The organism is Yinghuangia aomiensis (genome assembly GCF_039542225.1).
Lineage (GTDB): Bacteria > Actinomycetota > Actinomycetes > Streptomycetales > Streptomycetaceae > Yinghuangia > Yinghuangia aomiensis.
In genome coordinates this window covers 1-25,726 of the sequence record NZ_BAABHS010000053.1, presented here as the reverse complement: position 1 = coordinate 25,726, position 25,726 = coordinate 1, and the positions used below count along the sequence as shown (strand labels likewise).

Annotated in this window: 23 protein-coding genes and 3 pseudogenes; 10 read left to right on the top strand and 16 right to left on the bottom strand. The window is 66.8% G+C overall.

Annotated features, from left to right (window positions below):
- Positions 1-78 precede the first annotated feature (78 nt).
- Positions 79-486 (top strand): winged helix-turn-helix transcriptional regulator, encoded by a 408-nt coding sequence (locus ABEA93_RS39135; protein WP_345680755.1) that lies wholly within the window; start codon positions 79-81, stop codon positions 484-486.
- 931 nt (positions 487-1,417) lie between these two features.
- Here ABEA93_RS39135 and ABEA93_RS39130 read toward each other — a convergent pair.
- The 3 genes from ABEA93_RS39130 to ABEA93_RS39120 form a co-directional block, all read right to left on the bottom strand.
- Positions 1,418-1,921 carry a hypothetical protein gene (locus tag ABEA93_RS39130; protein WP_345680754.1) on the bottom strand — a complete coding sequence of 168 codons (504 nt, stop codon included), beginning with the start codon at positions 1,919-1,921 and terminating at the stop codon, positions 1,418-1,420.
- A gap of 554 nt (positions 1,922-2,475) precedes the next feature.
- Positions 2,476-3,063: a hypothetical protein gene (locus ABEA93_RS39125; protein ID WP_345680753.1), complete on the bottom strand. Its 588-nt coding sequence runs from the start codon at positions 3,061-3,063 to the stop codon at positions 2,476-2,478.
- 745 nt (positions 3,064-3,808) lie between these two features.
- A complete protein-coding gene (locus tag ABEA93_RS39120) occupies positions 3,809-4,024 on the bottom strand; it encodes a hypothetical protein (RefSeq protein ID WP_345680752.1) in 216 nt (71 codons plus the stop codon).
- Between the two features lie 584 nt (positions 4,025-4,608).
- Between ABEA93_RS39120 and ABEA93_RS39115 the strand changes: the two genes are divergently transcribed.
- The 4 genes from ABEA93_RS39115 (at position 4,609) to ABEA93_RS39100 (ending at position 8,063) form a co-directional block, all read left to right on the top strand.
- A complete protein-coding gene (locus tag ABEA93_RS39115; protein ID WP_345680751.1) occupies positions 4,609-4,848 on the top strand; it encodes a hypothetical protein in 240 nt (79 codons plus the stop codon).
- Positions 4,823-5,350, top strand: a complete 528-nt coding sequence (locus ABEA93_RS39110; RefSeq protein ID WP_345680750.1) for a DUF6879 family protein — start codon at positions 4,823-4,825, stop codon at positions 5,348-5,350. The genes ABEA93_RS39115 and ABEA93_RS39110 overlap by 26 nt, the downstream gene beginning before the upstream one ends.
- A gap of 15 nt (positions 5,351-5,365) precedes the next feature.
- A complete protein-coding gene (locus ABEA93_RS39105) occupies positions 5,366-6,214 on the top strand; it encodes a helix-turn-helix domain-containing protein (protein WP_345680749.1) in 849 nt (282 codons plus the stop codon).
- Between the two features lie 994 nt (positions 6,215-7,208).
- Positions 7,209-8,063, top strand: a complete 855-nt coding sequence (locus ABEA93_RS39100; RefSeq protein WP_345680748.1) for an inositol monophosphatase family protein — start codon at positions 7,209-7,211, stop codon at positions 8,061-8,063.
- Positions 8,064-8,191: 128 nt separating this feature from the next.
- On the opposite strand, the pseudogene ABEA93_RS39095 reads toward ABEA93_RS39100, so the two are convergent.
- Positions 8,192-8,434 (bottom strand): annotated as a pseudogene (locus ABEA93_RS39095) (SDR family oxidoreductase); the annotation flags it as partial.
- Between the two features lie 254 nt (positions 8,435-8,688).
- Between ABEA93_RS39095 and ABEA93_RS39090 the strand changes: the two are divergent.
- Positions 8,689-9,699, top strand: a complete 1,011-nt coding sequence (locus ABEA93_RS39090) for a WD40 repeat domain-containing protein (RefSeq protein WP_345680747.1) — start codon at positions 8,689-8,691, stop codon at positions 9,697-9,699.
- A gap of 381 nt (positions 9,700-10,080) precedes the next feature.
- Here ABEA93_RS39090 and ABEA93_RS42260 read toward each other — a convergent pair whose 3' ends face one another.
- Both ABEA93_RS42260 and ABEA93_RS39085 read right to left on the bottom strand, forming a co-directional pair.
- Entirely contained in the window at positions 10,081-10,335 is a 255-nt protein-coding gene (locus ABEA93_RS42260) for a putative PEP-binding protein (protein WP_425585259.1), read from the bottom strand.
- A 157-nt stretch (positions 10,336-10,492) separates the two neighbouring features.
- Positions 10,493-11,677, bottom strand: a complete 1,185-nt coding sequence (locus ABEA93_RS39085) for a hypothetical protein (protein WP_345680746.1) — start codon at positions 11,675-11,677, stop codon at positions 10,493-10,495.
- Positions 11,678-12,485: 808 nt separating this feature from the next.
- Between ABEA93_RS39085 and ABEA93_RS39080 the strand changes: the two genes are divergently transcribed.
- Together ABEA93_RS39080 and ABEA93_RS39075 are read left to right on the top strand one after the other, a co-directional pair.
- Positions 12,486-12,761, top strand: a complete 276-nt coding sequence (locus ABEA93_RS39080; protein WP_345680745.1) for an arsenate reductase ArsC — start codon at positions 12,486-12,488, stop codon at positions 12,759-12,761.
- 120 nt (positions 12,762-12,881) lie between these two features.
- Positions 12,882-13,151 (top strand): hypothetical protein, encoded by a 270-nt coding sequence (locus ABEA93_RS39075; RefSeq protein ID WP_345680744.1) that lies wholly within the window; start codon positions 12,882-12,884, stop codon positions 13,149-13,151.
- Here the strand turns inward: ABEA93_RS39075 and ABEA93_RS39070 are convergent.
- Genes ABEA93_RS39070 through ABEA93_RS39045 form a run of 6 tightly spaced genes read right to left on the bottom strand, consistent with a single transcriptional unit; the run spans position 13,117 to position 18,179 of the window.
- On the bottom strand, positions 13,117-13,890 hold the full coding sequence (locus ABEA93_RS39070; protein WP_345680743.1) for an SDR family NAD(P)-dependent oxidoreductase: 774 nt from the start codon (positions 13,888-13,890) through the stop codon (positions 13,117-13,119). The two genes, ABEA93_RS39075 and ABEA93_RS39070, sit on opposite strands and share 35 nt — an antisense overlap.
- Positions 13,887-14,900, bottom strand: coding sequence for an alpha-ketoacid dehydrogenase subunit beta (locus tag ABEA93_RS39065; protein WP_345680742.1), 1,014 nt, complete (start codon positions 14,898-14,900; stop codon positions 13,887-13,889). Before ABEA93_RS39065 ends, ABEA93_RS39070 begins: the two co-directional genes overlap by 4 nt.
- Complete coding sequence (locus ABEA93_RS39060) at positions 14,893-15,855, bottom strand: thiamine pyrophosphate-dependent dehydrogenase E1 component subunit alpha (RefSeq protein ID WP_345680741.1); 963 nt, start codon at positions 15,853-15,855, stop codon at positions 14,893-14,895. The genes ABEA93_RS39065 and ABEA93_RS39060 overlap by 8 nt, the downstream gene beginning before the upstream one ends.
- 28 nt (positions 15,856-15,883) lie before the next feature.
- Positions 15,884-16,984: an aminotransferase class V-fold PLP-dependent enzyme gene (locus tag ABEA93_RS39055; RefSeq protein ID WP_345680740.1), complete on the bottom strand. Its 1,101-nt coding sequence runs from the start codon at positions 16,982-16,984 to the stop codon at positions 15,884-15,886.
- Positions 16,981-17,769: an IclR family transcriptional regulator gene (locus ABEA93_RS39050; protein ID WP_345680769.1), complete on the bottom strand. Its 789-nt coding sequence runs from the start codon at positions 17,767-17,769 to the stop codon at positions 16,981-16,983. The genes ABEA93_RS39055 and ABEA93_RS39050 overlap by 4 nt, the downstream gene beginning before the upstream one ends.
- Entirely contained in the window at positions 17,769-18,179 is a 411-nt protein-coding gene (locus tag ABEA93_RS39045; protein WP_345680739.1) for a RidA family protein, read from the bottom strand. The genes ABEA93_RS39050 and ABEA93_RS39045 overlap by 1 nt, the downstream gene beginning before the upstream one ends.
- Positions 18,180-18,587: 408 nt before the next feature.
- On the opposite strand from ABEA93_RS39045, the gene ABEA93_RS39040 reads away from it, so the two are divergent.
- Together ABEA93_RS39040 and ABEA93_RS39035 are read left to right on the top strand one after the other, a co-directional pair.
- Positions 18,588-20,048 (top strand): APC family permease, encoded by a 1,461-nt coding sequence (locus ABEA93_RS39040; protein ID WP_345680738.1) that lies wholly within the window; start codon positions 18,588-18,590, stop codon positions 20,046-20,048.
- A 163-nt stretch (positions 20,049-20,211) separates the two neighbouring features.
- Positions 20,212-21,300 carry a M24 family metallopeptidase gene (locus tag ABEA93_RS39035; RefSeq protein ID WP_345680737.1) on the top strand — a complete coding sequence of 363 codons (1,089 nt, stop codon included), beginning with the start codon at positions 20,212-20,214 and terminating at the stop codon, positions 21,298-21,300.
- Between the two features lie 554 nt (positions 21,301-21,854).
- Here the strand turns inward: ABEA93_RS39035 and ABEA93_RS39030 are convergent.
- The 4 genes and pseudogenes from ABEA93_RS39030 to ABEA93_RS39015 form a co-directional block, all read right to left on the bottom strand.
- Positions 21,855-22,852 (bottom strand): annotated as a pseudogene (locus ABEA93_RS39030) (IS5 family transposase).
- A 923-nt stretch (positions 22,853-23,775) separates the two neighbouring features.
- Positions 23,776-24,585, bottom strand: coding sequence for a transposase family protein (locus ABEA93_RS39025; RefSeq protein ID WP_345680736.1), 810 nt, complete (start codon positions 24,583-24,585; stop codon positions 23,776-23,778).
- An 86-nt stretch (positions 24,586-24,671) separates the two neighbouring features.
- Positions 24,672-25,547 (bottom strand): EamA family transporter RarD, encoded by an 876-nt coding sequence (rarD, locus tag ABEA93_RS39020; protein WP_345680734.1) that lies wholly within the window; start codon positions 25,545-25,547, stop codon positions 24,672-24,674.
- Between the two features lie 62 nt (positions 25,548-25,609).
- Positions 25,610-25,726, bottom strand: a pseudogene (locus tag ABEA93_RS39015) (IS5/IS1182 family transposase); the annotation flags it as partial.

Here is a 25,726-nt window from a genome sequence, read left to right as displayed (position 1 = left end):
CTGACGCCCGAGGCAGCCGCATTATGTGTTTGGTCCGCACTTGTTGTGCGTGGCCTCATTCTGGTCCACACTCCTCAGATGAGGAAAGAAGGCACCTTGCCCAGCGGTCCGCACATTGATGTGCGCAGCCCGGTCGACGCGAGTACTGCGGGCTGCGAGCTCCGCGACGTCTTGAACCGGGTGGGAGACAAGTGGAGTGTGCTGGTGATGGCACTGCTTGCCGAAGGACCGCTGCGGTACTCGGAACTGCATCGTGCGATCGACGGTATTTCCCAGCGCATGCTCACGCTGACCCTACGGAGCCTCGAAAGGGACGGCCTTGTCGACCGGACGGTGACCCCCTCCTCTCCTCCTCGCGTCGAATACGCGCTGACCTCGGTCGGCGCAACGCTGTCGCTGGAAGTCAGCTCATTGATGCGGTGGGCGGACGGGCATCGCCAGTACGTCGCTGCATCCCGCCTTCGGTACGACGCGACCCACAAGTGAGGCCCGGCAATCCCGTCGGTCCCTGACTACCGCGGCTGCCTTCAACGGCCGGGTGCGGTTCCACCAGGAGGTTCCATGGCCAACGACTTTGTTCGGTCCGTGGTCGGCAGCCTCGCGGACCGCCTTCAACGGTTTGGCGTCGTCGACGACGTCTCGTTCAGGTTGCTCAGAGCAAGCCGGCACTTCGGCGTCGAAGACGCCGTGCCGATTGCGACTCAACCGCGAAATCCGGCAGGACGTCGTCGACAAGATCCGTGGCGCAAGGGTGGTCGCATGGACGCCACTGGGGCGTGTGGCCGTCGACATTCCCGGCTGACGCCCCTGGTGGTACGCACCCCATCCGCTGGGGGGGAACTGCTCGGGCACCTGTGGCTTATCGGCCCTGGGCCGGAGTTCACCACCACGGTCGAGACGCCGGGCGCGTCGGCACCGCGTGGAAACAGGGCCTGCGCGGACACCTTGAGGCGCATCGTCAGGACGCACTGCGAGGCTTGGTCGGCCACGACGTGGCTGCTCGGCGGCGGCGGCGGAAACACTGCGATCCCACCGCGTTTTCGACGCACCTCATGCGAAGTTCCAGATCGTTGCCACACTCGCGCCGGTGTCCGACGTTGCCCCCCCCAGGCGGGCAGTCTCTGCGGCACACCGACCTCGAAGCGGCGTTGACCGCATCCGTCAAGAACGGGCTCAAGGCGGTCGCTGGCGACCCCCACATCATGGTGGTCGACGGAGACCGGGCTTGGGGTGTGCTTGCCTCCGGCGGGCCACCGGATTCGCAGGCGCGATGCTCGGCCGCTGTTATCGAGGCGAGTGTCTCTTCGAGGTCGGTCGTCAGGGAACGGCGAACGGCGTTGCGGGCTCGGCGCAGTCGGTCAGCGATCGCGCTGATCGTCCCGGCGCGTTCACGCAGATGGTAGAAGTCGGCGTGCTACTAACGCACCTGGGCGATGATCTGGCTGTCTGGTGGGTCTTCCGGCTCGGACGCGATCAGTGCGGCCAGGTCCATCGGGGTCAACAACTCCACCAGGTCGACAATGTCGGTGCCTTCGCGCAGACAGGCGCGATGGATGTGCGCGCGGTGCGCTCGACAGCGCGGGGCAGTGGGTGGAGCAGGCGCCAACTGTCCGCGACCTGGGGTGGCATCCGGCAGCACTGGGGTGGCGGCCCGGCTGAAGGTGCTGCACCGGTCGCGAACGACGACCTTGATCCCCCGCCGTTCGGCGAGCCAGGCGGCCACTGTGCCCGCCGTGCCGTCGGGTAGCAAGTCGATCGGCATGCGGGCCTCCACGTCGATGAGCCCCAGGCCCCTGACCTGGCTGGAGGACGGGTCAGAGAGCGCCCGCACCTCGCGCAGGATCACGTCGCAACTCGCACGGACCGCCAGGTAGGCGGCCAGCCGGGCACCCGCCGGACCGCCCGCCACAAGACCGATCACCCACGCCAGCCGGGAAACCGCCTGCGCGCGTCGGCGACACGACGCAGTCAAGCATTGGATCTGCTCGGTGGCTGTGCGGCGCCCGCACCCGCGGTTGCGGCAGAAGAATCACGGCGCCCGAAGGCGCAACACAACCGGCGCCCGCCGATCGGACCCTCCGTGTTGCGCCAGCTCCGCACTCCGGCCAGGTCGCGGCTGGCCGTCTGCTGCGGACATCGATCGCCAACACCTCATCGAGGATCACGAACGCGTCGACCATACGGTCCAAATACGCGCTTCAGCCGACTCCAAGGATCCTCAACGGCGGGGCCAGCTGAAAATGACCAAGTGAGGTTTTCTCAGTGAAATGATCTCGGCCGATGGGGTGATCAGGGTGGAAGCGGTCGTTGGAGGGCTGATCGACCTGACGCGGAGCCCCTGGCAGGAGAGGCGTGCCTACCTGGGGCTTCGCGCCTGTCCGCGGTCGAGATCGTCTGCCGCCAGACTGCAGCGCATTGGCAGTTCAACCGACATCGTGGAGATCATTTCGCTGAGAAAACCTCAGCTGCTGCCTTCTAGGAACCGGCCGCTGCCGACGGGCAGTCCTGACCGCTGTTGGAGGTCTGGGTGACGGTTTCCTCGTCGGCGGCCGCCCATCCCTGACCGAAGTCAATCTCGCCGCGATGGTAATACTCCGTGGTCGTCTTCCGGACGAATATGTCTCGGAAGGGCACGGTCACGGCGCCCGATGTTGCCGTTCCGGTGAAAACAAGCTCGTCGCCGGACCATCCCGGAGACGTCTGACTGATCCGACCGCCAGAATTGTCGAACCACTCGGCGGTGAATTTTCCGGACGACTGATCATAGCCCCAGTAATACTGTCCGCTCATGGGATTCGGATTGGCACTGGTCCGCTTCTCCGCGAGGTCCAGCACGAGCCAGAATCCGTCGTTCTTCGGCAGGGCACAGATGGTCATGATGACCGGTTTACCCTGCCGTGAACCGTTGGATTTCCAGGCGCCCTGAAAATATTGCAGTTGGGCCAGCTCTGCTGGCGCCCCCGCGGCAGTGGATGCAGACGGCCGCCTGTTTTCCGACGAGGACGATGCCGTCGCAGCCGTGACGTCCGTGGCGCCAAGGCCGAACGCACCAACGGCAGCCATGGCGCTCAGGCGGCTGACACGGGAGGCTCGGAGCCGAGTGTAAAATTTCATATCAGCCGATGACTCCTTAAGCGTGCGATACGCGGGAAAAAATGGTTCACAGGAAGGATCGGCGGGAATTTGAGCAGCTGAGGACGAATCCAAAGCATCGCCCGCGTGGCTTTAATTCCGCTCCATGGGCCGAGCGATGAAGAACCCGGTATGCGAAACATTCGGGTTTATAGTCGGACAACCCGTAGGCCCAGGCAAGACGGCACTTTCAGGTTTGCTGGTTACTACCATGTGCGTCCTGGACTGGCGAGCCACCGCAGGACACTCCCGGAGGTGTGGGGACGCCGCCGTGGATGGTGTGGGATCAGCCGTAGGTGCGGATGCCAGGCTGGCACCACTGGGGCGTTCGCGGCCACCGTCCCCCGCGCCGCAACGACACGCGGATCCGCGCCCGGCCGCGCGACGGACCCCGACCGCGGACTGTTCAGCCGCTGTTCAGCGCTGGAAGGATTGCCGTCTGTCAACGCGGGCCGTGGTTTGCCCAGCCAATTATGTGGGGGTAGATGCAGTTCTTGTTGATCGCCAGCTTCATGTCTCTGCGGTTGTATATCCGGCATGTGCACGAGTTGTCGACGCGCGAGATCGCCTCCATGTCGTCGCGGGTGCGGGAGGCAATTCTGCTGGCACGTGTACGGCGACGAGCAGGCGGGACGGGAGACCGCCACGCGGCTGCACCCGGGGTTACGCACTGGGCTCACCCGGCATCGACACGCGAGCCCCTCCGGTCCTTCGGAACAGGCTGATGGGCGTAGTCGCAGCCAGTGCACCCGGCAGGGCCCATGGCGTAGAACTTGGCGTCGCCGACGCCGAGCTGCTTCGCGAGGTTCTTCGGCGCCTCGCGTATCTGCTTGCGAGTCCGACGGCCGGCGCGCACGGCGTCGGCCTCCCAAGCGCACTCGGGACAGATCATGCGGGGATCCTTTTCGAGGAAGTTGCCCCGGAACGCAGGTTGCCTTGAACGGGCAACGTCCACGTTCAGGCAAGTCGGGGGTTGCGTGAATCAGAACGGGGGCGGCGCGCACACATCGCAGGAAGGTGCAGATCCGCGCCTGCGGGGCAGGACTCCGACGGAGCCCAAGTCCTGCCGTTCCCACGCATCGCAGACGCTCAGGCCGACGTCAGGCACGTCCACGGGGGTTTGGTGCCAGAGCCACAGGCATACACAGCCACCAGGGGGTTCGCGGCGAACCGCGGCCAGTCGAATTCGGACCAGGCGAAGCGTCTTGCGGCTGGCGACCAACGCGGCCCGGTAGCCGTCGAGGTCGAGTGGGGCCGGTCGGCGACCATCAGGAGGCCGGCCATGTACCCGGAAAGCACAGGGCGGTCGCAGGCTTGGCAGATTCGGGCCGCAGCGGGCGTGGTGATCAGATGCTCATGCGGCACGCACTCTCCCGGGGATGTGGCCCGACTCAGCGCACGCAGGTCTTGACGGAGCGTGCACCAGGGCGTGAGGGTCGTAGAACTCTGCGGAACACACGAGCCTCGGGGGCGACAGTGGGTCTACGGTTCATCGGGAAAGACCCGGGCACGGACGGGGCGAACTGCCCCACCGCCTGGGTCGACGAAGACGCGCAAGAAATCCTCATCCAGGGCTGGAAGGCCGAAGAAGCCACGCTCGCCGAGTGCCGCGAAACGGGGCCGATTCCGGACACCGAAGCAGTGATCCGGGTGCCCTTCCGCATGGCCGACGTCATCCGAAAGGCATGTGATGCTGCGGAACGCCCCGCCGTTTGAAGAACTGCTGGCCGGGTGCCGTAAGCAGGCGCTGCACCTCGAACTGCGGGACTCCTACGCGGACCCCTACGAGGCCCAGCGCATCGCGGACTGGAAGGCCGGGGTGCGGCACACCGTCGACAGCCCGCGCGAACTGTGGTGGCACCCCTGGCTCGACTTGGTGCAGGAAACCGTTGCCCGCGGCATCGCCGTACGCCGGGCCCGCGTCGTCTCCGAACCGGTCAGCGACTACACGCACGCCCTGTACGACCGGACGTTCGCCAACGTCCACGCAGGCGAAGACGTCCGCTGGCTGTCGCGGCGCAAGACGTCGGACATCGGCATGCCCGGGAACGACTTCTGGCTGTTCGACGACACGATCGTCAGGTTCGGGTACTTCGCCGGAGACGGCACGTACCTAGGCGACGAAGTCGACGACGACCCCGCGGTGCTGCGGCTGTGCGCCCGCGCCTTCGACGAAGTCTGGGACCGGGCGACACCGCACGCGGAGTACCGGATCTGACAAGCCGCACCGTCGATGCCGCGTTCGCCATCATCAACCGTCCAAGCCGCACGCAACGAGCTGGGAGTCCGGCTCCGCGAGCTGCGTAAAGAAGCACCGCTGTCCGGCCGCGAGCTGGCCCGGCTCGCGGGCTGGGCGCCGTCCAAGTGCACCCGGCTCGAAAACGGCGAGACCCTGCCGTCCGTCGACGACATCCGGACCTGGTGCCGGGTGTGCGGCGCCGACGACCAGGCCGAAGACCTGATCGCGGCGACCCGCACCGTCGACTCCATGTACGTGCAGTGGAAGCGGGTGCAGCGGACCGGGCTCCGGCGACTCCAAGAGTCGTACGTCCCGCTGTTCGAGCGGACCCAGAGCTTCCGCGTCTACAGCTCGAACGTGGTGCCCGGCCTGCTTCAGACCGAGGGCTACGCGACCGCGCTGCTGACGGACATCACCGACTTCCGCGGCACCGTCAACGACGTGCCGGCCGCCGTCGAAGCGCGCATGGAGCGCTCCCGTGTGCTCCGGCAGGGGCGCCGTAGGTTCGCGTTCCTCATCGAAGAGTCCGTGCTGCGGCACCGTGTCGGTGACGACGACGCCATGGCCGACCAGCTCGGCTACCTGCTGTCCGCCATGGCGTTCCCCACCGTCTCGATTGGCGTGATCCCGCTCGCCGCGCCGCGGCGCATGTGGGTCGTGGAGACGTTCTCGATCTACGACGCCGAACAGGCGCAGGTCGAAACGCTGACGGCGGCCGTGACGATGACGGCTCCCGGAGAGGTCGCCGTCTACGCGAAGGCGTTCGCCGAGCTGGGCAAGGTCGCCGTGTACGGCCAACGCGCCCGGTCGCTCGTCGCGGCCGCCGTCGACTCTCTCGGGTGACCCGCGTGGAATTCCGTGGAACACCTTGGAACTGAATTGAGCCTGGTTCCTAGCGTGGTTGCCGGAAGCGGCAGCAACCTCGGGGAGCCTCCACGATGGTCCACCACCTGATGACCCTGCGCACGTTCGATGTGCTCCCCGACGGCCAAGCGCTCCCGCCCTCAGCAGTCACGGAAGTCTCGCGAAGGTCGGCGCCGGATGTGCCGCCGGAGCGCCTCGGCGCGTGGCCGCCGTGTCGTTGCCCGAGGGCGAGAAGCGGTCAGGGTGCGTGCCCGGCAGTGACCGCGGCCGGACGGGGAGGGGTCGACGATGGCGACCGTTGAGCAGTTGGCAAAGCTGGCAGACGCCGAGGCGTACGCGGCACGCGTCCGGCATCGGGTCGAGCATCCCCGCGAAGAGCGACGGGCAGTTGATCGTCTTTGGCCGGACCAGCGGGCCATGCCGCAGACCTCCACCGGCCTCTTGTACGTCGGCTCCTCCCCCGCGCGGGCCTCGGCGACCGGGTCACTGCGTATCAGGCGTCCAGGTCGCCGACACGCAAGTACATGAGCCGTCGTGCCGAGGGTCTACAACTGGCTGGGCGGGGCGACCGGCGCCTCCTGGTCGAATTCCAATGATGCCGGCGCGACCGCCCACGGCGACCACGGAGTCACCAAGCCCGTGGAGCCACACTCTTGCACCCACAGTCGCGTCCCCGCCGTCTTGGTGTTCGACGGAAGTGGGGCTCTGGGTCCTGTGCATCAGCAAAGTGGAGACGACGTCGAGCACGCACCCGGCGGCGAATTCGACGTCCGCGGCCATCGATAGGTCTTCCAAGCGCTGGGGGGAGAGCATGATCTGCAAGCCACTGGCCGTGCCGCGGCAAAGACCATAGGCGCACGTCTTCGTAACGAACCGTGGCCGACCGTGCTTGTACCTCGTAGCATCAACTTGTCTGGCCCCGCGAGACAGCTTCTGACGAGGTCGTGGCCTGGTGCTGTGCCCGCCCCACAACATGGAGTTCGCGATCGCGCTTTCAGTCACGGACCGGGATATCGACCGGCTCGCCGAGCTCCTCAGCGAGGCGGCGACGCTGGAGATCATGCCGCGTTTCAGGAACGTCTCGCCGGACGATGTTCGGCTCAAGTCGTCGGTCGCCGACGTGGTGACCGCAGCGGACGAATGCGCCGAGCGCCTTATCCGGCAGAGGCTGCGGGCGATGTTTCCGACGGCTCTGATCGTGGGCGAGGAGTTACACGAAGAGGACACGAGCGGGCTCCGGGACCTTCCGGAAGCCGACCTGGCTTTCGTTATCGACCCGTTGGACGGCACCGCCAACTTCGCTTCAGGCCTGCCGCTGTTCGGTGTCATCCTCGCCGTGGTGGTGCGAGGTCAGACGATCGCAGGACTGATCTACAACCCGATCGGCCAGGAGTGGATCATCGGAGTGCGTGGCTCCGGGAGCTTCCTCCGGGGAAGCGACGGGCCGCAGAAGAAGCTCCAGGTCGCCTCCCCAAAACCGCTCTCGCACATGATCGGAGGCGTGTCTTGGGAGTATGTGGATGAACCGCTTCGGTCGCGAATAGCAATGAACCATGCCAAGGCCCTGGCTCCGCTCAACTACCGGTGTGCCGCTCACGAATACCGGTTGCTTGCCTCTGGTTTCGGTCACTTCGCTCTGTACAACAAGCTCATGCCTTGGGATCACCTCGCGGGCGTCCTCGTGCATCGCGAAGCAGGCGGGTACGCCGCAAGGTTCGACGGTACTCCGTATGGTCCAGGCATTGTGGATGGTGGGTTGCTCCTGGCTCCGGACCGGGAGAGCTGGCAGGAACTGCGGCGCGAACTGTGGGCGGATCCGAACGACTGATTCATGCCCGTCAACGGCCGCTGCGAAGGCGGCTCGTAGTGCGCGCGTTGGCACAATAGATCTCTTTTGGCCGTGAGGACGCAACTCGGGCTCCGACCGACCAGGTCGGGCGCGGGGCGGGGCGGGGCGATGAGTTCGGCCAGGCTCGGGTCGGCATTGGCCGCCGCCAGAGTGGCGCCGGGCGCAACCGCGTTGACGCTAATCCCCCGGACGCCGAGTTCATTGGCCAAGGTCCTGCTCATCGCCTCCACGGCCCCCTTCGTCATGGCGAAGCAGGTTTGGGCCGGGTTGGCCATCCGGGCTGCGACAGACGAGATGGTCACGACGCGGCCGCCGTCGCACAGCAGCGGCAGCGCGCGCTGGATCGTGAAGTTCGACCACCAGTGCGCCCTCCAACGCGCGATCGCCCACGCCCTCACCGCTGCCTCGGCCCCGCCACGACAGCCGGTAGCGCACCAGAGGCGGAAGAACGCACGAGCAGCCCGAGAACCATGCCCTGACCGGCTCACACGGAAGGCCCCACCTCGACATCCTGATGTTCGGGGTTCTGGTCGGCCGTCGATGTGCGGCGGTAGCCCCCTGCACCGGGCCTCGATGAAGCCGCGCATCGGATAGATTCCGCTGCATGCCCGACAAGCCGCTCCTGTTGGCCAGCAAGGTACCGTCCTCGACGCAAATCAAAGACCTCGCGGTGGTAGCGACAGACGGCGATCCCCTGGTCGTCTGCGCGGATGCGCGCAACGGCGTGTGGACATGGGATCCGTTGCGGGATGTCTGGCGGCAACGGCCGCTGCCGTTCGGATACGACGAAGCCATCATCCACAACAACCCCGATGTCGAAAACCGGATCGACCAGGTGGCAGTAACCGTTGCCCGCGGGCGGGTGGTGCTGGCCGCTGGTCACGACGAACAGCCCGTCGCCTTCTGGGATTTGGAAACCGGTGAGTTGCTTCGCCGCGCGACCTTTGGCGGGGGCGACTATCTTGGGGCCGTCGCCGCCGTGCGGGGTCCAGGGCCAGCGCGGTTCGTGTCTTCGGGACAGAACTCCGATGTTGTCCTGTTGTGGGAGGACCCCTTCGACTCCTGGACGCTCCTTTCGGAGTACGTGCACGTCTGGAGCCTCGCCACCGCCGAGATCAACGGCCGCTCGCTGGTCGCCGGAGCCGAAGGATCGAGCGCACTGGTCTGGGATCTCGTCCAGCCCGGCCACGAGCAAGTGTTCAAGACGACCGAGTCGACGTGGGCCGTCTCACTGTGCCGCGTCGACGATCGCCCCGTTGTGGTCGCGGCCGCCGATCCCGGGCAACTGTGGGTCTGGGAAGTGCCCGACACGGCCGAGGACCGCGAACACGAGGACGACGCGATCGAGCCGCGGTATGCCCCGATCCACGGCCACGACGGCCGGATCACAGCGATGGACACCGCCGTGGTCGGCGGCCGGCCCCTCGCGGTGACCGGATCCGAGGACACGACCGTACGCGTCTGGAACCTGGCCGAAGGCGTCGCGGTCGGCGGCCCACTGGTCGACCACGACGGCCACGTGCTGGCCGTAAAGACCGCAGTGCTGCATGACCGCGATGTCGCGCTCAGCGCTGGCCACGACGGCGTCATACGTGTGTGGGATCTGCCCACATGATGATGAGCCGTCCCGGGTCTCTCGGAGACTGGTCAAAGAGAGATGAGACGCGCGGAAGTACCCCTCCTGTCCCGAGCTTTGCCTACGTGCACTGCGGATAGTCGGTGAAGTCCGCCTGATACCCGGCGGATCAAGCAGATCAACCATGTGCGCCCGTACCGGCCCGGCCGGGACGCGTAGTGATCTTGCAGTCGGTTCAGAGAAGGCGCCCGCGGGTGCGTGCCCGGTTGTTCCCATGCCGGGCAGCGGCCTTTGTCACCGTTTTGCTGGGCTTCCGGCTGAGCCGCCCACGGATGCCCCCTCAATCGTCCGCTGGGGCCGACGGTGGGTCCAACTCCGACGCTTTGTCGGTCTCGATGCTGATCCCCCTAGCATCCCCGATCAGACCCAAGTGTCCGAGTTTGTCGTTGTTGAGGACGCCGCGGACCATGTGAATCCGACCGTCGTGGACGTCCAGCACGATCGTGCCGAGGACCTTGCCGTCCCTGTCGTGGACGACACCCCCGGCTGCCCATTGATCTCAGTCCCAGCGATCCAGCAGGTGAGGTCATTCGTGCCCAGGATGCGGAAGTCGGCCTCGTGGGCGAGCTTGTCGACCGCAGCAAGGGTGTCCGGGAACTCCACCGTGACGCCCAAGGCGGCGGCGCACCGCCTGCCACATCAACGGCCGAGGTGCAGGGTTGCAGCTCCTCCGGATCGGTGCCCCTGCGGATCAAGGAGCGGAGGTTGGTCTCCGCCCCCGCGGGCGGCAGGATCGGGACGTTGGTCCGCCAGCACGCGGGTCGTCGGTCCTTCACTGGCGGAGTTCGAGGCCCTTCCCCCGTCTGCTTTCCGGGGCGCGCGTGGTTGGGGGTTCCGGACACGTAACGCACGTGGCACCGGGGTCGCGAAACGCGGCCATGGGTGAGGTGACGCTCGGGATCCGGCGTTCTGACCGGACGGAGGCGGGCAGCTGGGCGGTTAGGCCGGTGAACGAGTTCGCGATAGCGGTCATCGTCCGGTGCTGGGACTGCGTAGGAGCAGTCGCGCGGTCGGCTGTGGTCCACAGCATGGCTGTGTACGTCCCGTCCAGCGACCGGTCGCCCCGGACGATGCGGCGCAGGTCGGAGACGAAGCGGTCACGGCCTTCGCGTTGCTCGCGCATGACCTGGTCGGGGGGAACACCGCGGTAGGCAGAGGCGTGGGCGTAGGCGGCGAGCAAGACCGATGCGCGCATCGCCTGCAAAGCCGTCGTGTTGGCCCATTGCTTCGGGACGCGTGTACCTGGCCAGAGCGGCAACTCGCCGGAGACCGGCCCGTCCGGGCCGATGTGGTCAACGGTGTTCTGCGGCCCAGAGATGAACGTCTCCCATACGTGCAGCGCCTGGTCGCACAAGAGGGTGCGCGCTGGGTCGTCAGGGAGGTACTCGACGGTGCCGCCTTGCCATTCGTCGGGCCCGAGGTGGAACAGGTGCCCTTTGACCCGGTCGGGACGAGGGTGCTTGGGGGGCACTGCGGCGACCGTGAGGTGGCTGAAGGTGTCCCAGCCGAAGACATGGTGAAGCACCTCACCTCCGCCGCCGCGGAGACCGTCGTCGACGAGGACCACCCGGGTGCCCGGGGTGTCGACCGGCAGTCCGCACCTGCGCAGGTAGTCGCGGGTGTGATGGATGGCTCCTGCCGCTGCTTCGGCGGAGACCCTGCCCTTGTAGGTGCGGAAAGTCTTCTCGTCCAGGGGCAGATACCCGCCGGGAGAGTCCTGCCAGAGCGCCTCCATGACGTTCCGGGACATCCGGATCTCGGTGCAGTGACGGTCGAAGAGTTCAGGGTCGAGGCCGCGTATGGCAGCGGCAAGCACGTGCCCGTCCCTGGCCATGAACGCGACCTTCACCGAGGGGTCCTGCGCGACTTCCGTACGCAGATCTTGGAGGATGCTTGCCGCGACCCAGGTGATGAGCGGGGCGACTCTGCCCGAGACCAACCGGTGGGCGTCGTGCACGGCGAGAGTGTCGCGCAGTCCAAGCCCGTATTGCTCGCAGATGTCCCCCACACGGGGTGATGACACTTCGATGGGGGTTGCCGGGAAATCCCGTAATGCATGGGGAAGTTCGTTTTCTCCCACCCGAGATCTGCCCCTGGTTCCTCGCCCGGTTCGATCGTTCAGCCGCGTACGCTATCAGCACCCGCGAAAATGCCGGCCGGCGAGCGAGCAATAGAGGGTCCCCGGCGACGTTGGCACTGCCGATCTGGTCCGGCGGGAAGACGCCAGACCGGCAGGCCAGTTCCACCGGATTGACCCTCTTCGCCCGGCTGCGAACGAGTACCTGCGCCGGCCCGATTCCGGTGTCGGCGCATGGTCGTTGGAAGTCAGCATTTCAAGACCGTCGAAGGTCCCGTCCCTTCCATCGACGATCGAGTACGCGGCCAGGGAGCTGGGCGAGAGCGTCACTGCGCTGACGCAAGTGATCCGCTTCTGATTCGAGGACGAAATCAGCACCGTTCTCGACGCCCACGGTGCCTACGACAAGCGGGCCACCCGCGAGGTGCAGCCGGTTACCGCGCTATCCGGAGGTCTGGTTGCCACGGTGACGGCCAACCGGGCCCGGTCCGAACGGGGCGACGGCAGGGGTGTACCGCACCCGCGCGTGTCGGTCTCCGCGGCACTCCGCGAAGCGGAGCGTGCTGTTCGTATGTGCTCACGACGCCGGGCGGTCGCAAATCGCCGCCGCCTTCCTGGCCGAGTTGGCCGGCGAACGGGTGCGGGTGCGCTCTGCGGGCCGGAGCCGGGTGAGCGGATCAACCCTCTGGTGGTGCAGGCGATGGCGGGGGTCGGCATCGGCCTTTCCGGGAAGACTCCCGAGCAGCTGACCGGCGAGACCATCGGGGAAAGCGACGTGGTGGGCACCACCAGCAGTGCGCAGGCCTGCCTAGTGCTGCCTGTCCAGAGGCACGACGACTGGTTGTCGGAAGACATCACCGGCAAGGACCTGGACGGCGTGCACGCCATCCGGGACGCCATTCGGGCGCGAGTCGAGCGTCTCGTCGCCGACTTGGTTCCGCGACCGGGAGACGACGAGCAGTAGAACGCGCTGGCTGTCTCGGTCCGCGGCGGTACCCGGGTCGGGCGCCGCCGACGAGGGCACCGCACCACCGTTCGATCCGCACGCGGCACACTGGCCGGACCCGGTGGGGCGCGACTTCGCGTGGCCCGACGCCTGCGACGCAGTGATGCGGTGACGTCACCTACCCTGCCCACCGACAAGGGCTGGCGGTTCCCGGCCACTGCCATCGGCATCGCCACCCGCAAGGTCGACGCCTGGGGCAACGCCGTTGCGGAGTCGTTCTTCGCCCACACTCTTCGAGATCGCTTACTCACGGCTGCGGCGCCGATGCGCAGTCCGCAGCTCGACGGCTCACCGCCAACCATGCACGACGTCGTCAAGGGTTTCGGTCCAGTGCTGATGAGAGTTTGACGTCACGGAGCCCGGCGGTAAGGCCCCCGTCCACAGGGAGGGCGACGCCGTTGACGTAGCTCGCTTGATCGCTGAGCAGCCAGACGATCACGTTCGCGACCTCCTCAGGCTGTCCGAACCGACCAGCTGGGATGCGTTCGAGCATGGCGTTCCGCAGATGTGCATCGGCCAGGATCCGGTTCATCATTGCGGTCTCGATGTCGCCGGGGCAGACCGCGTTGAAACGCACCGTGTCGCCATGTTCCAGGGCCAGCGAACGGGTAAGTGCGATGATCGCGGCCTTGGTCGAGCTGTACGCGGCGAGGCCTTCGGTACCGATCAGCCCGGCGGCGGAGGCAAGGCTGACCACCGCGCCGCGGGCGGCGCGCAGCGCCGGCAGGCATGCTCTGGTCAAGGCATGCACGCTGTCCAGGTTCACTGCGTGCAGCTCCCGCCAGGCTTGTTCGTCGCATTCGGCGAATGTGGTGCGGGAGGTGCGGCCGGCGTTGTTGACCAGAGCATGCAGTCGGCCGTCACCGAGCTCGACGGCCTTTGCCGCGACCCGCCGAAGGTCCTTTGAGTTGGTGACGTCGCATCGTATGAATTGCGTTCGAGGGATCTCTGCCTCTGCCTGCCTGCCCGCGTCCTCCGCGACATCGGCGACGACGACGCGGTACCCGTCGTCGGCCAGCCTCCGGACGCAGGCGAGCCCAATTCCGTTGCCGCCCCCGGTGACGAGCGCAACGGGTCCGTCGGTCACGAGAGCGATCCTGCGGTGCAGGCCTTCATGAGTCGTTCCGCCACCGTTGCGGCATTGGGGATCGCTGCCCCCTGCAAGCTCGGCGCGGCAGGGATACGCAGATCGTTGGTGCCGACGCGTACCGGAGGCGCGAGCAGGGGAATCCCGTTCTCGGCCACGCGGCTGGTGATCTCGGCGCCGAACCCTCCGGTGAGGTTGGCGTCGTGGACAACGGCAAGGCGACCGGTGCGTGCAACGCTTTCCAGGACTGTGCGGTCGTCGAGCGGGTTGAGCCAGCGCAGGTCGACGACCTCGGCCTCGAGGCCCTCCTCGTGCAACGCCTCGGCGGCGGCCAGCGCGGTGTGCAGTGTGGCTCCCCAGGTGACCACGGTGATGTCGGTACCCGGTCGCGCGGTGCGGGCGCCGCCGATCGTCGGCCATTCCGTGCCGAAGGTCACGGGACCCTTCATGGAGTGGTAGAGCGCACGACTCTCGATGACGATCACCGGGTCGTCGCAGCCGATCGCGGCGAGGGTGAGGTCGTAGGCATCCTGGGGGGTTGCGGGCAGGCAGACCCGCAGCCCGGGGATGTGCGCGAAGAGCGCCTCGACGCTCTGTGAGTGCTGTGCGCAGGAACCAGGGGTGGCACCTTGCTGGGTCCGTACGGTGAGGGGGGCGTGGAGCCGGCCCTGAGATACGTAGCGGACATTGGCTGCCTGGTTGATGAGCTGGTCGAAGGCGACGAACGTGAAATCCGCCCACATGATCTCGACGATGGGCCGACGGCCCATCAACGCTGCTCCGATCGCGCCCCCGAGAATCGCCGACTCGGAGATCGGGGTGTCGAATACGCGCTCGCCGAACTCCGTGCGCAGCCTCCGGGTGACTCCGTGCACTCCACCGGGCAGGGCTACGTCCTCGCCGAAGAGTATGGTGTCGCCGCGTTCGGCCAGGGCACGGCGCAGTGCGGCGTTGACCGCCATGGCGTAGGACAGCGTGGTCGGTTCGGCAATGGTGGCTGTGTCAGGCATACATGTGCTCCTCGATGGTGCTCGGGTCGGCGAGCGGCGCGGCCAGCGCGCGCTTTGCGGCTTCGGCGACTTCCTGGTGGGCCGCGTCGCGGATGGCATCAAGTTCGGCTTGGGCCACTCCGCGCGCTGCCAGCAGTCGGGTCAGCCGTGCGATCGGCTCGTCCTCGCGTGCTTGTTCGACTTCACCATCAGGGCGGTAGAGCTGTGCATCGCCGAAATAGTGACCGACGAGCCGTTGTGTCATCGCTTCGATGAGTACCGGACCGCCGCCGCTGCGGGTGTGCGCTGCGGCCTGTATGGCGGTCTCCCGGACGGTGTCGATGTCGTTGCCGTCGATTCGGACGCCGCGCATGCCGTAGCCGGAGGCGCGGGAGTACAGACGGTCCGAACGAACCATGCTCGCGATCGGGGTGAGTTCGGAGTACCTGTTGTTCTCGACGATGAAGAGCACCGGCAGTTGGTAAACGGCCGCGAAATTCAGTGCCTCGTGCACGCTGCCCTGGTTCATCGCGCCTTCGCCGAAGGCCGCCACCGTGATCCTGCCGGAGCCGTCGAACGTGGCCGCCAGTGCCGCACCTGCCGCGATCGGAGCGCCCGCGCCGACGATCGAGTTCTCGCCGTACAGGCCGTGGTCGGGGGCGGAGAGATAGGCGGAGCCCCCGCGCCCACCGTTCACACCGCCGGCGCGGCCAAGCAGTTCGGCGAAGAGGGCATCCAGCGGTGTTCCGCATGCGATCGCCCACCCGTGTCCGCGGTAGGTCGGGAACACGGCGTCACGGCGTAGGTCGAGTGCGGCGCAGGTGCCGACGTAGATGGCTTCCTGACCGTTGCACAGGTGCACCGACCCGGCGATGAGGTTGTCCGCACGCAGTTGTGCGACATGTTCCTCGAAGTGCCTGATCCGCCACATGGAAGTCAGTTCGTTCAAGTACTGGTTGAGATCGCTCTCGTGCATGGGAACCCTTTCGTTGCCTGACGGCCTGTCAGCCCGCCAGGGCGCGGAGCGCCACGGCGACATCGTCGTCGTTGTTGAAGAAGTGGAAGCCGACCCGGAGACGATCTCGGTTGACCAGTGCCTGCACGCGGTGCGACCGGAGGCGGTCGCTCAGTCCGCTCGGGTCCGATACCTGCACCGTCACGATGTGGCTTGGTTGGCCGGTGCCGACCGAGGACGCTCCCGCGGCTTCGGCGCCTTGTCGGAATGAGTCGGCCAGCGCCAGGCAGTGCTGTTCGACAGTCTCGGCAGGAAGGCTCGACACGAGCCGCACTGCTGCCGCAGCGCCGACCCAGGAAAGCCACGCCGGTGACGTATCGCAGCGCGCCGCCCCCGCAGCCGGGTGGAGCCGGCCTCCGAAATATGCGCCGTCGGCGGTCGATTTCCAGCTGGGCAGCAAGGGCTGTAGCTCGTCGTGGTGCGGGGTGACGAGCCAGGCGGCTCCGCGTGGGCAGAGCATCCATTTGTAGCCGTGTACGGCGAGGTAGTCCGGGCGTACCGTGCCCAGATCCGGGCGAAGTACGCCGAGGGACTGTGTGGCGTCCACGAACAGCCGTGCACCTACAGCGTCGGTGGCGGATCGAACACGCGCGAGGTCGATCCTCTCACCGTCGATCGACAGGACATGGCTGACGGCGACCAGCGCGGTGGTGCCGTCGATGGCCGCCAGGAGGGACTCGGTACGGCCATGGGGCGCGGTGGGCACCTCGAGAATCCGGTATCCCTTGTCCCGCAGCGCGAGCCAGGGAAAGAGGTTGCTGCGAAATTCGTCGTCCCCGACGACGATTGTTCGCCTGGCAGGGGGAAGCGACGCCGCGACCGTGGCCGCGGCCTCGGCGACCGAACCCATCAGTGCGACATCGGCTTCGGGTACACCGAGGTACCGGGCGAATCCGATTCTGGTCGCCGGGGCCGCACTCTCCCACCCCGATGCGTCCAGTTGTCCGGCCTGCCACGCGTTGATCGCCTCGGTCAGGGCGTTGGTGACCGGCAGCGCACCGGGTGGGCTTGCCGGCGTGTCGAGCCAGACTCGGCCGGACAGGGCGGGGAAGAGAGCCCGGAACTGGTCCGGGGCCATCGGGCCGGTCACAGCCGCAGCTCCGGTCGGGCTGCGGGATGACTGGCCTCGGAAGCATGGAACATGACCTTGCGGGCGATGCTCGCCTCGTTGGCGTCCAAGCGGGCCTCGGGCATCGCGACGGTGAGGGACCCCGCTACCGTGCCGGCCAAGTCAAAGAAGGGTGCGGACACGCAGCAGACGCCTTCTTCGAACTCCTGGCGCTCGGTTGCGTACCCGTTGACGAACGCGGCGTTGAGTATTTTTCGCAGCTCTGCGCGCTGGGTGACGGTGTACTTCGTGAGTTTTGGCAACGACCGGGTCGGCAGGATCTGCTTGCGTTCAAGATCCGACAGTTGCGACAGGATGGCGCGGCACGAAGCACGGGCGTGTACGTGGTCGCGGGTGCCCGGCTGAAGCATCCGCACGACAAGTGTGTTGCGTCCCTCGGCGATCTCCTGCAGGAGGATGCTGTTGCCTCGTAGTACGCAGGCGTAGGCGGTGTCGCCAGTCTCGTCCCTCAGCGCGTGAAGGGCGCGTGAGACCCGGGGATCGGGGGTCAGGGACATCCGCAGGCGGCGGAACATCGCCGAGATGCTCGGACCGACCTCATAGAAGCCCGCCGGGGTGTGCACGACGTGACCGGTCAGCTCCAAGGTCTTGAGCATCTGGTAGCACGTGCTCTGGCTGAGCCCGAGCTTGTGCGCAATCGACTTGGCGGTCGCGCGCCCCTCGGCGTTCACGATCTCGTCCAAGACGGCCAGACCCCTGGTGAGCGTGCGCAGCTCTCGCGGGTCGGAGGTTTCGGCGGAGTCCATCACGAGCGTGACACCGCGACGACGGCCTCGATCTCGAGGAGCAGCTCCGGCGCGGCAAGCGCCGTGACCACCGCAAGCGAATGCGCGGGCACCGCGCCGTCGGGATACCACGCGGCGAAGACCTCGTCGCGCGCGACGCGGAAGCCGGCCAGGCTGTCCGTTCCTACGGCGAAGGTCACCAGCTTGACGATGTCCGCCGGTACCGCGCCGATCTCATCCAGGATCGTGCCGAGGTTGGCAAACGCCTGACGCGCCTGGGCCTCCGCGCTCGGGTCGACCGGCCGTCGGTCGAGGTGATTGCCGACCTGACCCGAGATGAACACGATGTCTGTGCACGCGGGGACCGTGGTGATGTGGTGGTATTTCCCGATCGGAGCGGCGACCCCGGTCGGGTTGGAGCGGCTGATCATTGGCAACCCCTTCCTGGAACGGCCGTCAACACGGTAGGCACACGGCACGGCCAGTTCCAGATATCCGCGGATGGATTCCGGGTATGCCGGAAAATTGTCTGTCGTGTGGCGATCGGCCGTCGAGTTCCGTTGTCACATCCCGCGTCCGACTGGACACGCCTTGATGGCCCTGGCCTCGGTCGCAGGCGTGATGACCTACGCGTTGGTCGCGAGAGAAGCCATTTGTTGTGTGGCGAACTTTCCGGAATAGCCGGAAAGTGGCTGCGGCCTTCTGGTGGTGGGGTCATCCGCCGCCTACGGTCCGGGGCAACCTGTCGACCAGAAAAACGCGGTACCGGCGGGATGTGAACGTTCCCGGCATGGAACCGGTCGGACGGGTGACCAGACTCCGCCTGCCATGGAGGAACCGTGGAAACACCAGAGACAGCGCCACGTGAGACGTCGTCCGCAACGATCGCCGAGGACGAGCTGCCCGCGGCCGTTTTGCACCAGAACGTTCTGCCTTGGTGGAGCATGTACGCCACCTCGATCGCGAGTGTGGCGCCCAGCGCCGGGCTGGCGCTCAGTGTCGCCGGAGTGGCCACCAACGCGGGCAATGGAAGCTGGCTGACCTTCGTCCTGATTACCGTCGGCATACTCGGAGTGGGCTACTGCGTCAGCTGGATGGCGCGGCGCTTCACCACCAGTGGCGGCGTGTACGGCATGGGCGCCGCGATCGGCGGGAACACCGGCGGGTACCTGCAGGGCGCCCCGCAATTGCTGTCGATGTTGATCGCCTTGCCCGCATTGGTATTCGGAGCGGGCATCTACCTCAGCGCCTTCGTGGTCAAGATCGGCGCGCCCGACAACCGTACGCTGCATATCACGTGCTACCTGGCCATCATGGCCGTCGGACTGTTCTTCGCATCGCGGGACGTGCGAATCGCCTCGCGGGCCCTGCTGATACTGGAAGGCGTTTCGGTCGCGCTTATCGTGATCTTGCTGGGCATCGCGTTGCTGCGCTACCACGGACCGTTCGTCGATCACGCGCAACTGGGTCTCCACGGCGTCACGATGCATGGGATGTTCCTGTCCGTGGCATTCGCCATGTACGTTATGTCCGGCTTCGAAAACTCCGCGACTCTGGGCAAGGAAGCGCGCAACCCGAACCGGGACATCCCCCGCGCGGTGAACGGAACCATCCTGATGGTTGGTGTCTTGTATGTCATCAGCGGCTACGTCGAGGTGTTGCTGCTGCCCGCCGACAAACTCGCCACCTCGGCGGCGCCGCTGAACGACATCGCCAACAACGCCGACATCGGCTGGGCCAGTTGGATCATCGACTTGTGCGTCGCGGTCAGCTTCTTCTCCTGCATGCTCGCCGTGACGAACACCGGAGCCCGGGTCCTCTACACACTGAGCCGAGACCGTGTGCTGCCTCGTATCTTCAGCCGGGTCACCGCAAGACACGGTGAACCCTGGTTCGCGGTGCTGCTGATCACGGCAAGCACGCTGGTGACCGTTCTCATCTTCGCGTGTATGCCGACCCCGCCGATCGAGGCGTACGCGTACTTGGGCACGCTGGGCGGATACTTCTTCATCGGGGTGTACCTGATGGTGATCGCACTGACGTTGCTCCACGCCGGCCGCAACCGGTCCCTGACCGGGTTGCTGCTGGGCGCCGGCGTCATCGGCACGGCGACCATGGTGCTCGCGATGTACTTCAGCTTCGTGCCACTGCCTGAAGGTCCGTATCGCACAGTGTTCTGGATCTTCATCGCACTGACCGCGGTCTCACTGGCGGGCGCGGCCTTCGGCGCCGCCCTCAAGCCCCGCTGGTGGCGCAACATCGGCACCCAGACTGACGGACCAACTCTTCACGGCCATTGACACCGCTGGTTGCGCTGGTTGAACGGTGCGTTCCGGCTTCCTTCAGCCGGCGGCGGACCGTGAATCGGGTGATCCGGCGGCGGCTCGCGTACGACCGCCTCGCCCCAACGGCCACGCCATCTACCCGAGGACTCTGCCGTGTCGCACCAAGGAGGGTGCACGAGTGACCACCATCCCGATTGAGCTGCGCGCCGCCGCAGTACGACGAGAACAACTCCGCGCCCACGCCCGTGATCTCGGCATCGATGGTGCCCTCGTGTATTCCCGGCGCCGATCCGCAGTGACCTGGCTCAGCGGCTACACGCCCGGCTTCATTTCCCACAGTGCCGCTCTGTGGGTGCCAACAGAAGGAGAGACGGTGCTGGGCGTCACCTTCCCCTTCGAAGTCGATCGCGCCCGTCAGGCCGGACTCCGCACGGTCGCCATTGACTCGCCTGTAGACCTGCTTCCCGAACGTGCGAGCAGCATCGGTCTTCTGTGCCGCGATCTGGTCGTGGACGAGGCCACGCCGGAACTGTTCCAGCAACTGGCTGCTCGCGGCGTGCGGCACGTGGACCTCGCCTCATGGGCCGCCGAGGCACGTGAAGTGAAGACCCCAGAGGAAGTGACTGCTCTCACCGCAGCCGCCCGAATCGGTGACCTCGCGCTGCGCGCCGCCACCGCCAGTCCGGGAGAGACCGACTATGTCGTCGCCGCACGCGTAGAGGCCGCTGCCCGAGCCGCCGGCGCACATCGCTGTCTGTGCCTCGTCGGCTTCGGCAATGGCAGCTTCGTCACCGAAGCCACTGGGCAGAGGCTCGAAGCCGGACAGGTGGTCGGGTTGGAGGTGAGCTTGTATGCGTTCGGCTGTTTCATGCATGTCAACACCACTCTGCCCCCGATGCCGGCACAGGAGACGGTCACGGATGCCGTGGGTTTGTGCCGCAGCGCACGCGCGGCAATTCTGGAAAGCCTTACGCCTGGGACCGGTGTCGACGATGTCGTCAAAGCCGGCGACGCCGTTTTGTCACAGCACGGGCTACTGCGCTTCAAGGAGTACGACTTCGGCCATGGCCTGGGCTGTGACACCCCGGAATACCCCAGGCTCATTCCCGGAACCGGTCGCACCGTCCGCAGCGGCGCGGTACTCGCTGTGCACGTCATGCTGCGTCGTCCTGGCGGCGAGACAGCGATGCTCGGCGGCCCGGTCGTCGTCGAACCAGCGGGTGCAAGGGAGCTGCTTCCGGAGGCGGTCTGGGCAGATCCACACTGACCGGCTCGTGCATGGTTGGCAGTCGGTCTGATGACACATCAGTACGAAGGCCAGCCAGGAACCGTCGTCCCAGACATGCCGGACCGACATGCGGCAAACGCCGCCGAGGCCGACCCGAGCATTCCCCGCGCACACGGGCCGACGGATTCGTGGGCGCTCCCATGCCGTCCGGAATCGAACAAACCCCACGTGGGCGCGACTGACCCCAGGGCGTGGTTCAGATCAACCTAGTTCGGCGAGCAATCCCCGCAAACGCGAGGCCAACGCCTTCGAGGAACTCGACGTACCCGGGCTCGCCAAGCAATCCCCGCGCACGCGGGGCCGACGCAAAAAACGTCGAGATGGGCGGGGCTGCCCGCGAGCATTCCCCACAAACACAGGGCCGACACTGCTGCGAACCGCGGGGAAGAACCCCGGAGCGGACAATCCCCGCGCACACGGGGTGGGGCCGACCTTGTGGACATCGGCACGATGACCAGGCAGGACGAGCGTTCCCCGTGAGTACAAGGCCGAACGCCGCTCCGGCCGCAACTAGGGCCTGTTCTGAGTTGGGATCATGGGGGTGCTGGCAGGCTGCGGAGCCAGAGGATGGCGCCGCGTAGGTGGAGTCCGGCGAGGTAGCTGTCGGGGGTCTTGTCGGTGCGGAAGGCGATGCCGCGCCAGTCCTTCATGCGGTTGATGCAGCGTTCGGCGGTGTTGCGCTGTTTGTAGAGCTCGGGGTCGTGGGTCACCGGGCGGCCGCCGTGTCGGCCTTTGCGTTTGCGGTTGGCGGACTGGTCGGCCTTCTCCGGGATGACCGCTTTGATGCCGCGTCGGCGCAGGTAGGCGCGGTTGGCGCGGGAGGAGTACGCCTTGTCCCCGGCCGCCGCGTGCGGTCGGGTGCGCGGGCGGCCGACGGGTCCGCGGACTCTGATCTTGTCCATGACGGGTATGAACTGCGGGCTGTCGGCGGCGTGTCCGGGGGTCAGCACGATGGCGAGCGGGCGGCACCGCCGGTCGGCGGCGAGGTGGACCTTGCTGGTGAGTCCGCCGCGGGACCGGCCCAGGCCGGCTGCCTTCAGCCGGGCTTTGCGCCGTCGGCGTTCCGCCCGCCGCCGCTCCCGCCCGGGGTCGGCCGGCGGGTCGCAGTCCTGGGCTGCGTCCATGTCCCGCGCCGTTCGCGAAGCCCCTTTTCCTCCGTGACGGCCTTGGCCAGGTCGTCCAGGAGGGCGGAATCTACGGCCATCCCCGCAGCGTCGTGGTGCGCGCGTGCGGTGGTCGAGTCGACGCTGACCAGGCCCAGGTCCACATCGCCACGGGATGCCGCCTCCGCGATCATCGCGTCCATCAGGCCCTGGAAGATCCCGTCCCGCGCCCACATCCGAAACCGGTCGTAGATCGTCGACCAGGAACCGTAGCGCTCCGGGACATCCCGCCAGGGGCTGTTGGTCCTGAATCGCCACATCGTCGCGTCGAAGTAGCTCCGCAGGTCAGGGATCGGTCCTGACACCCCCAACGGCAGGTGCGGCTCGACCAACTCCCATTCGGCATCGGACAGATCACCCCGAGTCATGCCCTCCGGTCTACCGCATTCCTCCAACCGCCGAGACCAGAACAGCCCGATTGAGATCCGAACTCAGAACAGGCCCTAGCACGGCGGCTCCGAGCGATCCCTGTGGATACAGGGCCGAAGTTTCCCAACGCGGCATCCGCAGCGGCATCAAGTGTGTTCCCGCCCACGATCTAATGCCTGTCTGAGGTCAGGTCCGACCGAGTTCGCCTCCACTCCGTCAGGCTAGTGCAGCGCATGCGGAACCACAGTGTCGATGACGGGCCGTAGTCCGCCGCGCCGAACGGATGATTGCTGAACCGGCCGTGAGCCCGGCTGCGAGCTGCCCGAAGCCCTCACGACTTCACTATTCCCCCTCCCGCAGCCGCAGTCGGACAACCGCGCCACCGTCCGCCCCGACACCCCAAAGGCGCGGAGCAGCACAAAGACGATCACACAGCCTCGACCACACATGGCCACCAACCATCGACCAGCCAGGCGAACTACCGCGACTCAACAGTGCCGTTGTAGACCTGCGGGCAACCCCGCGCACACGGGGCCAATGGATTCGCCGTAGACCAAACAGCGCAGGGTGACGAGCAAAACCCGCACACACGGGGCCGACTTCAGAGAGATGACAGCGTTCCGGATCAGCCCGAACAATCCCCGCACACGCGGGGCCGATACTTCGTGACGTGCAGGTCCGTGGCGATACTACGGTCTACATCCGGTGCTGATGCGACTCCGCGACAAGGACGCCTCCAGCGAGCTCGTGCATGGTTGGCGGTGGGGCGTCGAAGGCTGTGACGGGGGCTCGGTGCTCACATCCGCGGTGCCGACGAGAAGTCTGCGGTTTGCTGATGTGAGAGCAGACCCGCGACGGCTCGGATCATGTCGCTCAGGTGTTCAGCGGCGGCCGAGGTGCCGGGCGAGTGAGCGCCAGTTCTTCAGGTGCGCGATGCCGTGCTCGACCGGGATCCGGCGCGAGGAGCGCGCCTTCCGCCGGTGTTCGTGGATCTCCTCGTATCAGTCGGGGCGTTCTTCTTGACCTTGCGATGTGGCAGTGTCGCCACACGTCCGCCCGTCTGGGCCCTGAGTTCCTGGTAGCCGGCATCGGCCAGGATCTCGACCGGCGGGCCGTCTGCGAGGAGCCGGGCGATCGCTAACCGGCGGGCGTGGGTGATGTCCGCGCATCTTCCCGGTGTGGTCGGGCTGCAGAACAGCACGCGGTCGGCCTGGTCCGTGAGGACCATGGCCTTGACCGCGTTCTGCTTGCTCTTGCCGGAGATGAACCGGTTACGATTCCTGCGGTCGACGACGGGCCGCCGCACCCGGGTCTCGGTGCCGTCGGCGGTGCCGGTCTTCCCGGTCGCTCCGAGGTCGTCGACGACTTCGGCGAGGGTCTTCAACCGGACGCCGGGGCTGACGGTGCATCCTCGCTCGGCGAGCAGGGGCCGAACCTCGCTGATGACCGGGGTGATGGTGGAGCGGTCCACGCCGAACCAGCAGGCCAGCACGTCGTGGGTGGTTCCGTGACGGAGATGGACCAAGGTGGCCAGCAGCCGGTCGACGAACACCATCCGGTGCTTCGCACCGGCACCCACGGCGCGCCTCCGCGGCCGCGAAACCAGGCGCGCCTGATGCCGCGCGTGCCATAACGGACCTACCTCAGCTACGAGATCAGAGATCACCTCGGCCGACAGGCCGGTGATTCTGCGGTCTCTCACGATCGCTGCACGCGCCAAGTCCCCCACCACGCGACCATGATCGCCGATCAAAGTGCGACGCCCACCGCCAACCATGCACGAGCTCGTTATGGCGAAGCATCCTCCGGGGTTGGAATTCACATGGTGCTGGGCGATGTTCGGGCGTCGAACGCGAGCAGCAGCAGTGCTGCCCAGACCAGGACGAATCCGGTCCACCGGCCGACAGGCATCGTCTCGTGCCGGATCAGGACCCCGATGCCGAATTGCAGTGTGGGCTCGACGTACTGCAACGCCCCCAAGGTGCTCATTTTGGCGGTACGCGCGGCCGCGGCGAAGAGCAGGAGAGGAACGACCGCCAGGCCGGTGGTCGCCAACATCAGCGAGCGTCCGGGCGCGGCCACGTCGAAACTGCCCTCGCCGCGCCAGGCGAGCCACGCCAGATACCCGGCCGCCGGAACGAGCATCGCCGCGGTCTCGACGGCCAGGGACTGCACCGCGGGCAGGTCCACGGTCTTCTTCAAATACCCGTAGACCGCCCACGACCCGGCAAGCGCAAGTGCGGTGACCGGCACGTGCCCGTAGGCAGACGACAGGACCAGAACCGCACCGGCACCCAACGCCACAGCCGTCCACTGGACAGGGCCCAGACGCTCGCCGAACTTCAGGACACCGACGGCGATCAGCACCAGCGGAGCGATGAAATAGCCGAGGGCGGCCTCGACCACGCGGCCGGTGTTGACGCTGTAGATGTACAGACCCCAGTTGAACAGGAGAGTCACGGCAGCAAGCACGCTCCTGCACAACACCGCACGCGCACTCGCCACTTCGGAAATCCAGGCCCACTGCCGCCCTACCGCCAGCAGCCCGACGACGGCGAACATCGACCACACCGTGCGATGCGCCAGGAGTTCGACCGCACCCGCGGGCTTCAGCAGCGGCCAGTACAAGGGAAACAGCCCCCACAGCACATAGGCGCCCAGTCCCAGCCACAGCCCGCGCAACCCATGCCGCATAGGTGTTCCTCCCCGCGTTCCTCATCATCGACACAGCACGTACCTGTGCTTAAGACCGTGTCCTATGTGGTGTGGCTGCGGAGTCGTTTGAAGCAGATGAGTGCTGCGGCGAGGGTGGTGAAGGCGAGGAAGAGGTCGGATCTGCGTTCGTAGCGGATGGTGAGGCGGCGGTAACCGGT

What these genes read in the sequence shown, in the direction of transcription:
- ABEA93_RS39135 (WP_345680755.1), top strand. Translation starts at nt 79, where the DNA reads ATGAGGAAAGAAGGCACCTTGCCCAGCGGTCCGCACATTGATGTGCGC.
- ABEA93_RS39125 (WP_345680753.1), bottom strand. Translation starts at nt 3,063, where the DNA reads ATGGCTGCCGTTGGTGCGTTCGGCCTTGGCGCCACGGACGTCACGGCT.
- ABEA93_RS39120 (WP_345680752.1), bottom strand. Translation starts at nt 4,024, where the DNA reads ATGATCTGTCCCGAGTGCGCTTGGGAGGCCGACGCCGTGCGCGCCGGC.
- ABEA93_RS39110 (WP_345680750.1), top strand. Translation starts at nt 4,823, where the DNA reads ATGCTGCGGAACGCCCCGCCGTTTGAAGAACTGCTGGCCGGGTGCCGT.
- ABEA93_RS39105 (WP_345680749.1), top strand. Translation starts at nt 5,366, where the DNA reads ATGCCGCGTTCGCCATCATCAACCGTCCAAGCCGCACGCAACGAGCTG.
- ABEA93_RS39100 (WP_345680748.1), top strand. Translation starts at nt 7,209, where the DNA reads ATGGAGTTCGCGATCGCGCTTTCAGTCACGGACCGGGATATCGACCGG.
- ABEA93_RS39090 (WP_345680747.1), top strand. Translation starts at nt 8,689, where the DNA reads ATGCCCGACAAGCCGCTCCTGTTGGCCAGCAAGGTACCGTCCTCGACG.
- ABEA93_RS39065 (WP_345680742.1), bottom strand. Translation starts at nt 14,900, where the DNA reads ATGCCTGACACAGCCACCATTGCCGAACCGACCACGCTGTCCTACGCC.
- ABEA93_RS39060 (WP_345680741.1), bottom strand. Translation starts at nt 15,855, where the DNA reads ATGCACGAGAGCGATCTCAACCAGTACTTGAACGAACTGACTTCCATG.
- ABEA93_RS39050 (WP_345680769.1), bottom strand. Translation starts at nt 17,769, where the DNA reads ATGGACTCCGCCGAAACCTCCGACCCGCGAGAGCTGCGCACGCTCACC.
- ABEA93_RS39045 (WP_345680739.1), bottom strand. Translation starts at nt 18,179, where the DNA reads ATGATCAGCCGCTCCAACCCGACCGGGGTCGCCGCTCCGATCGGGAAA.
- rarD (WP_345680734.1), bottom strand. Translation starts at nt 25,547, where the DNA reads ATGCGGCATGGGTTGCGCGGGCTGTGGCTGGGACTGGGCGCCTATGTG.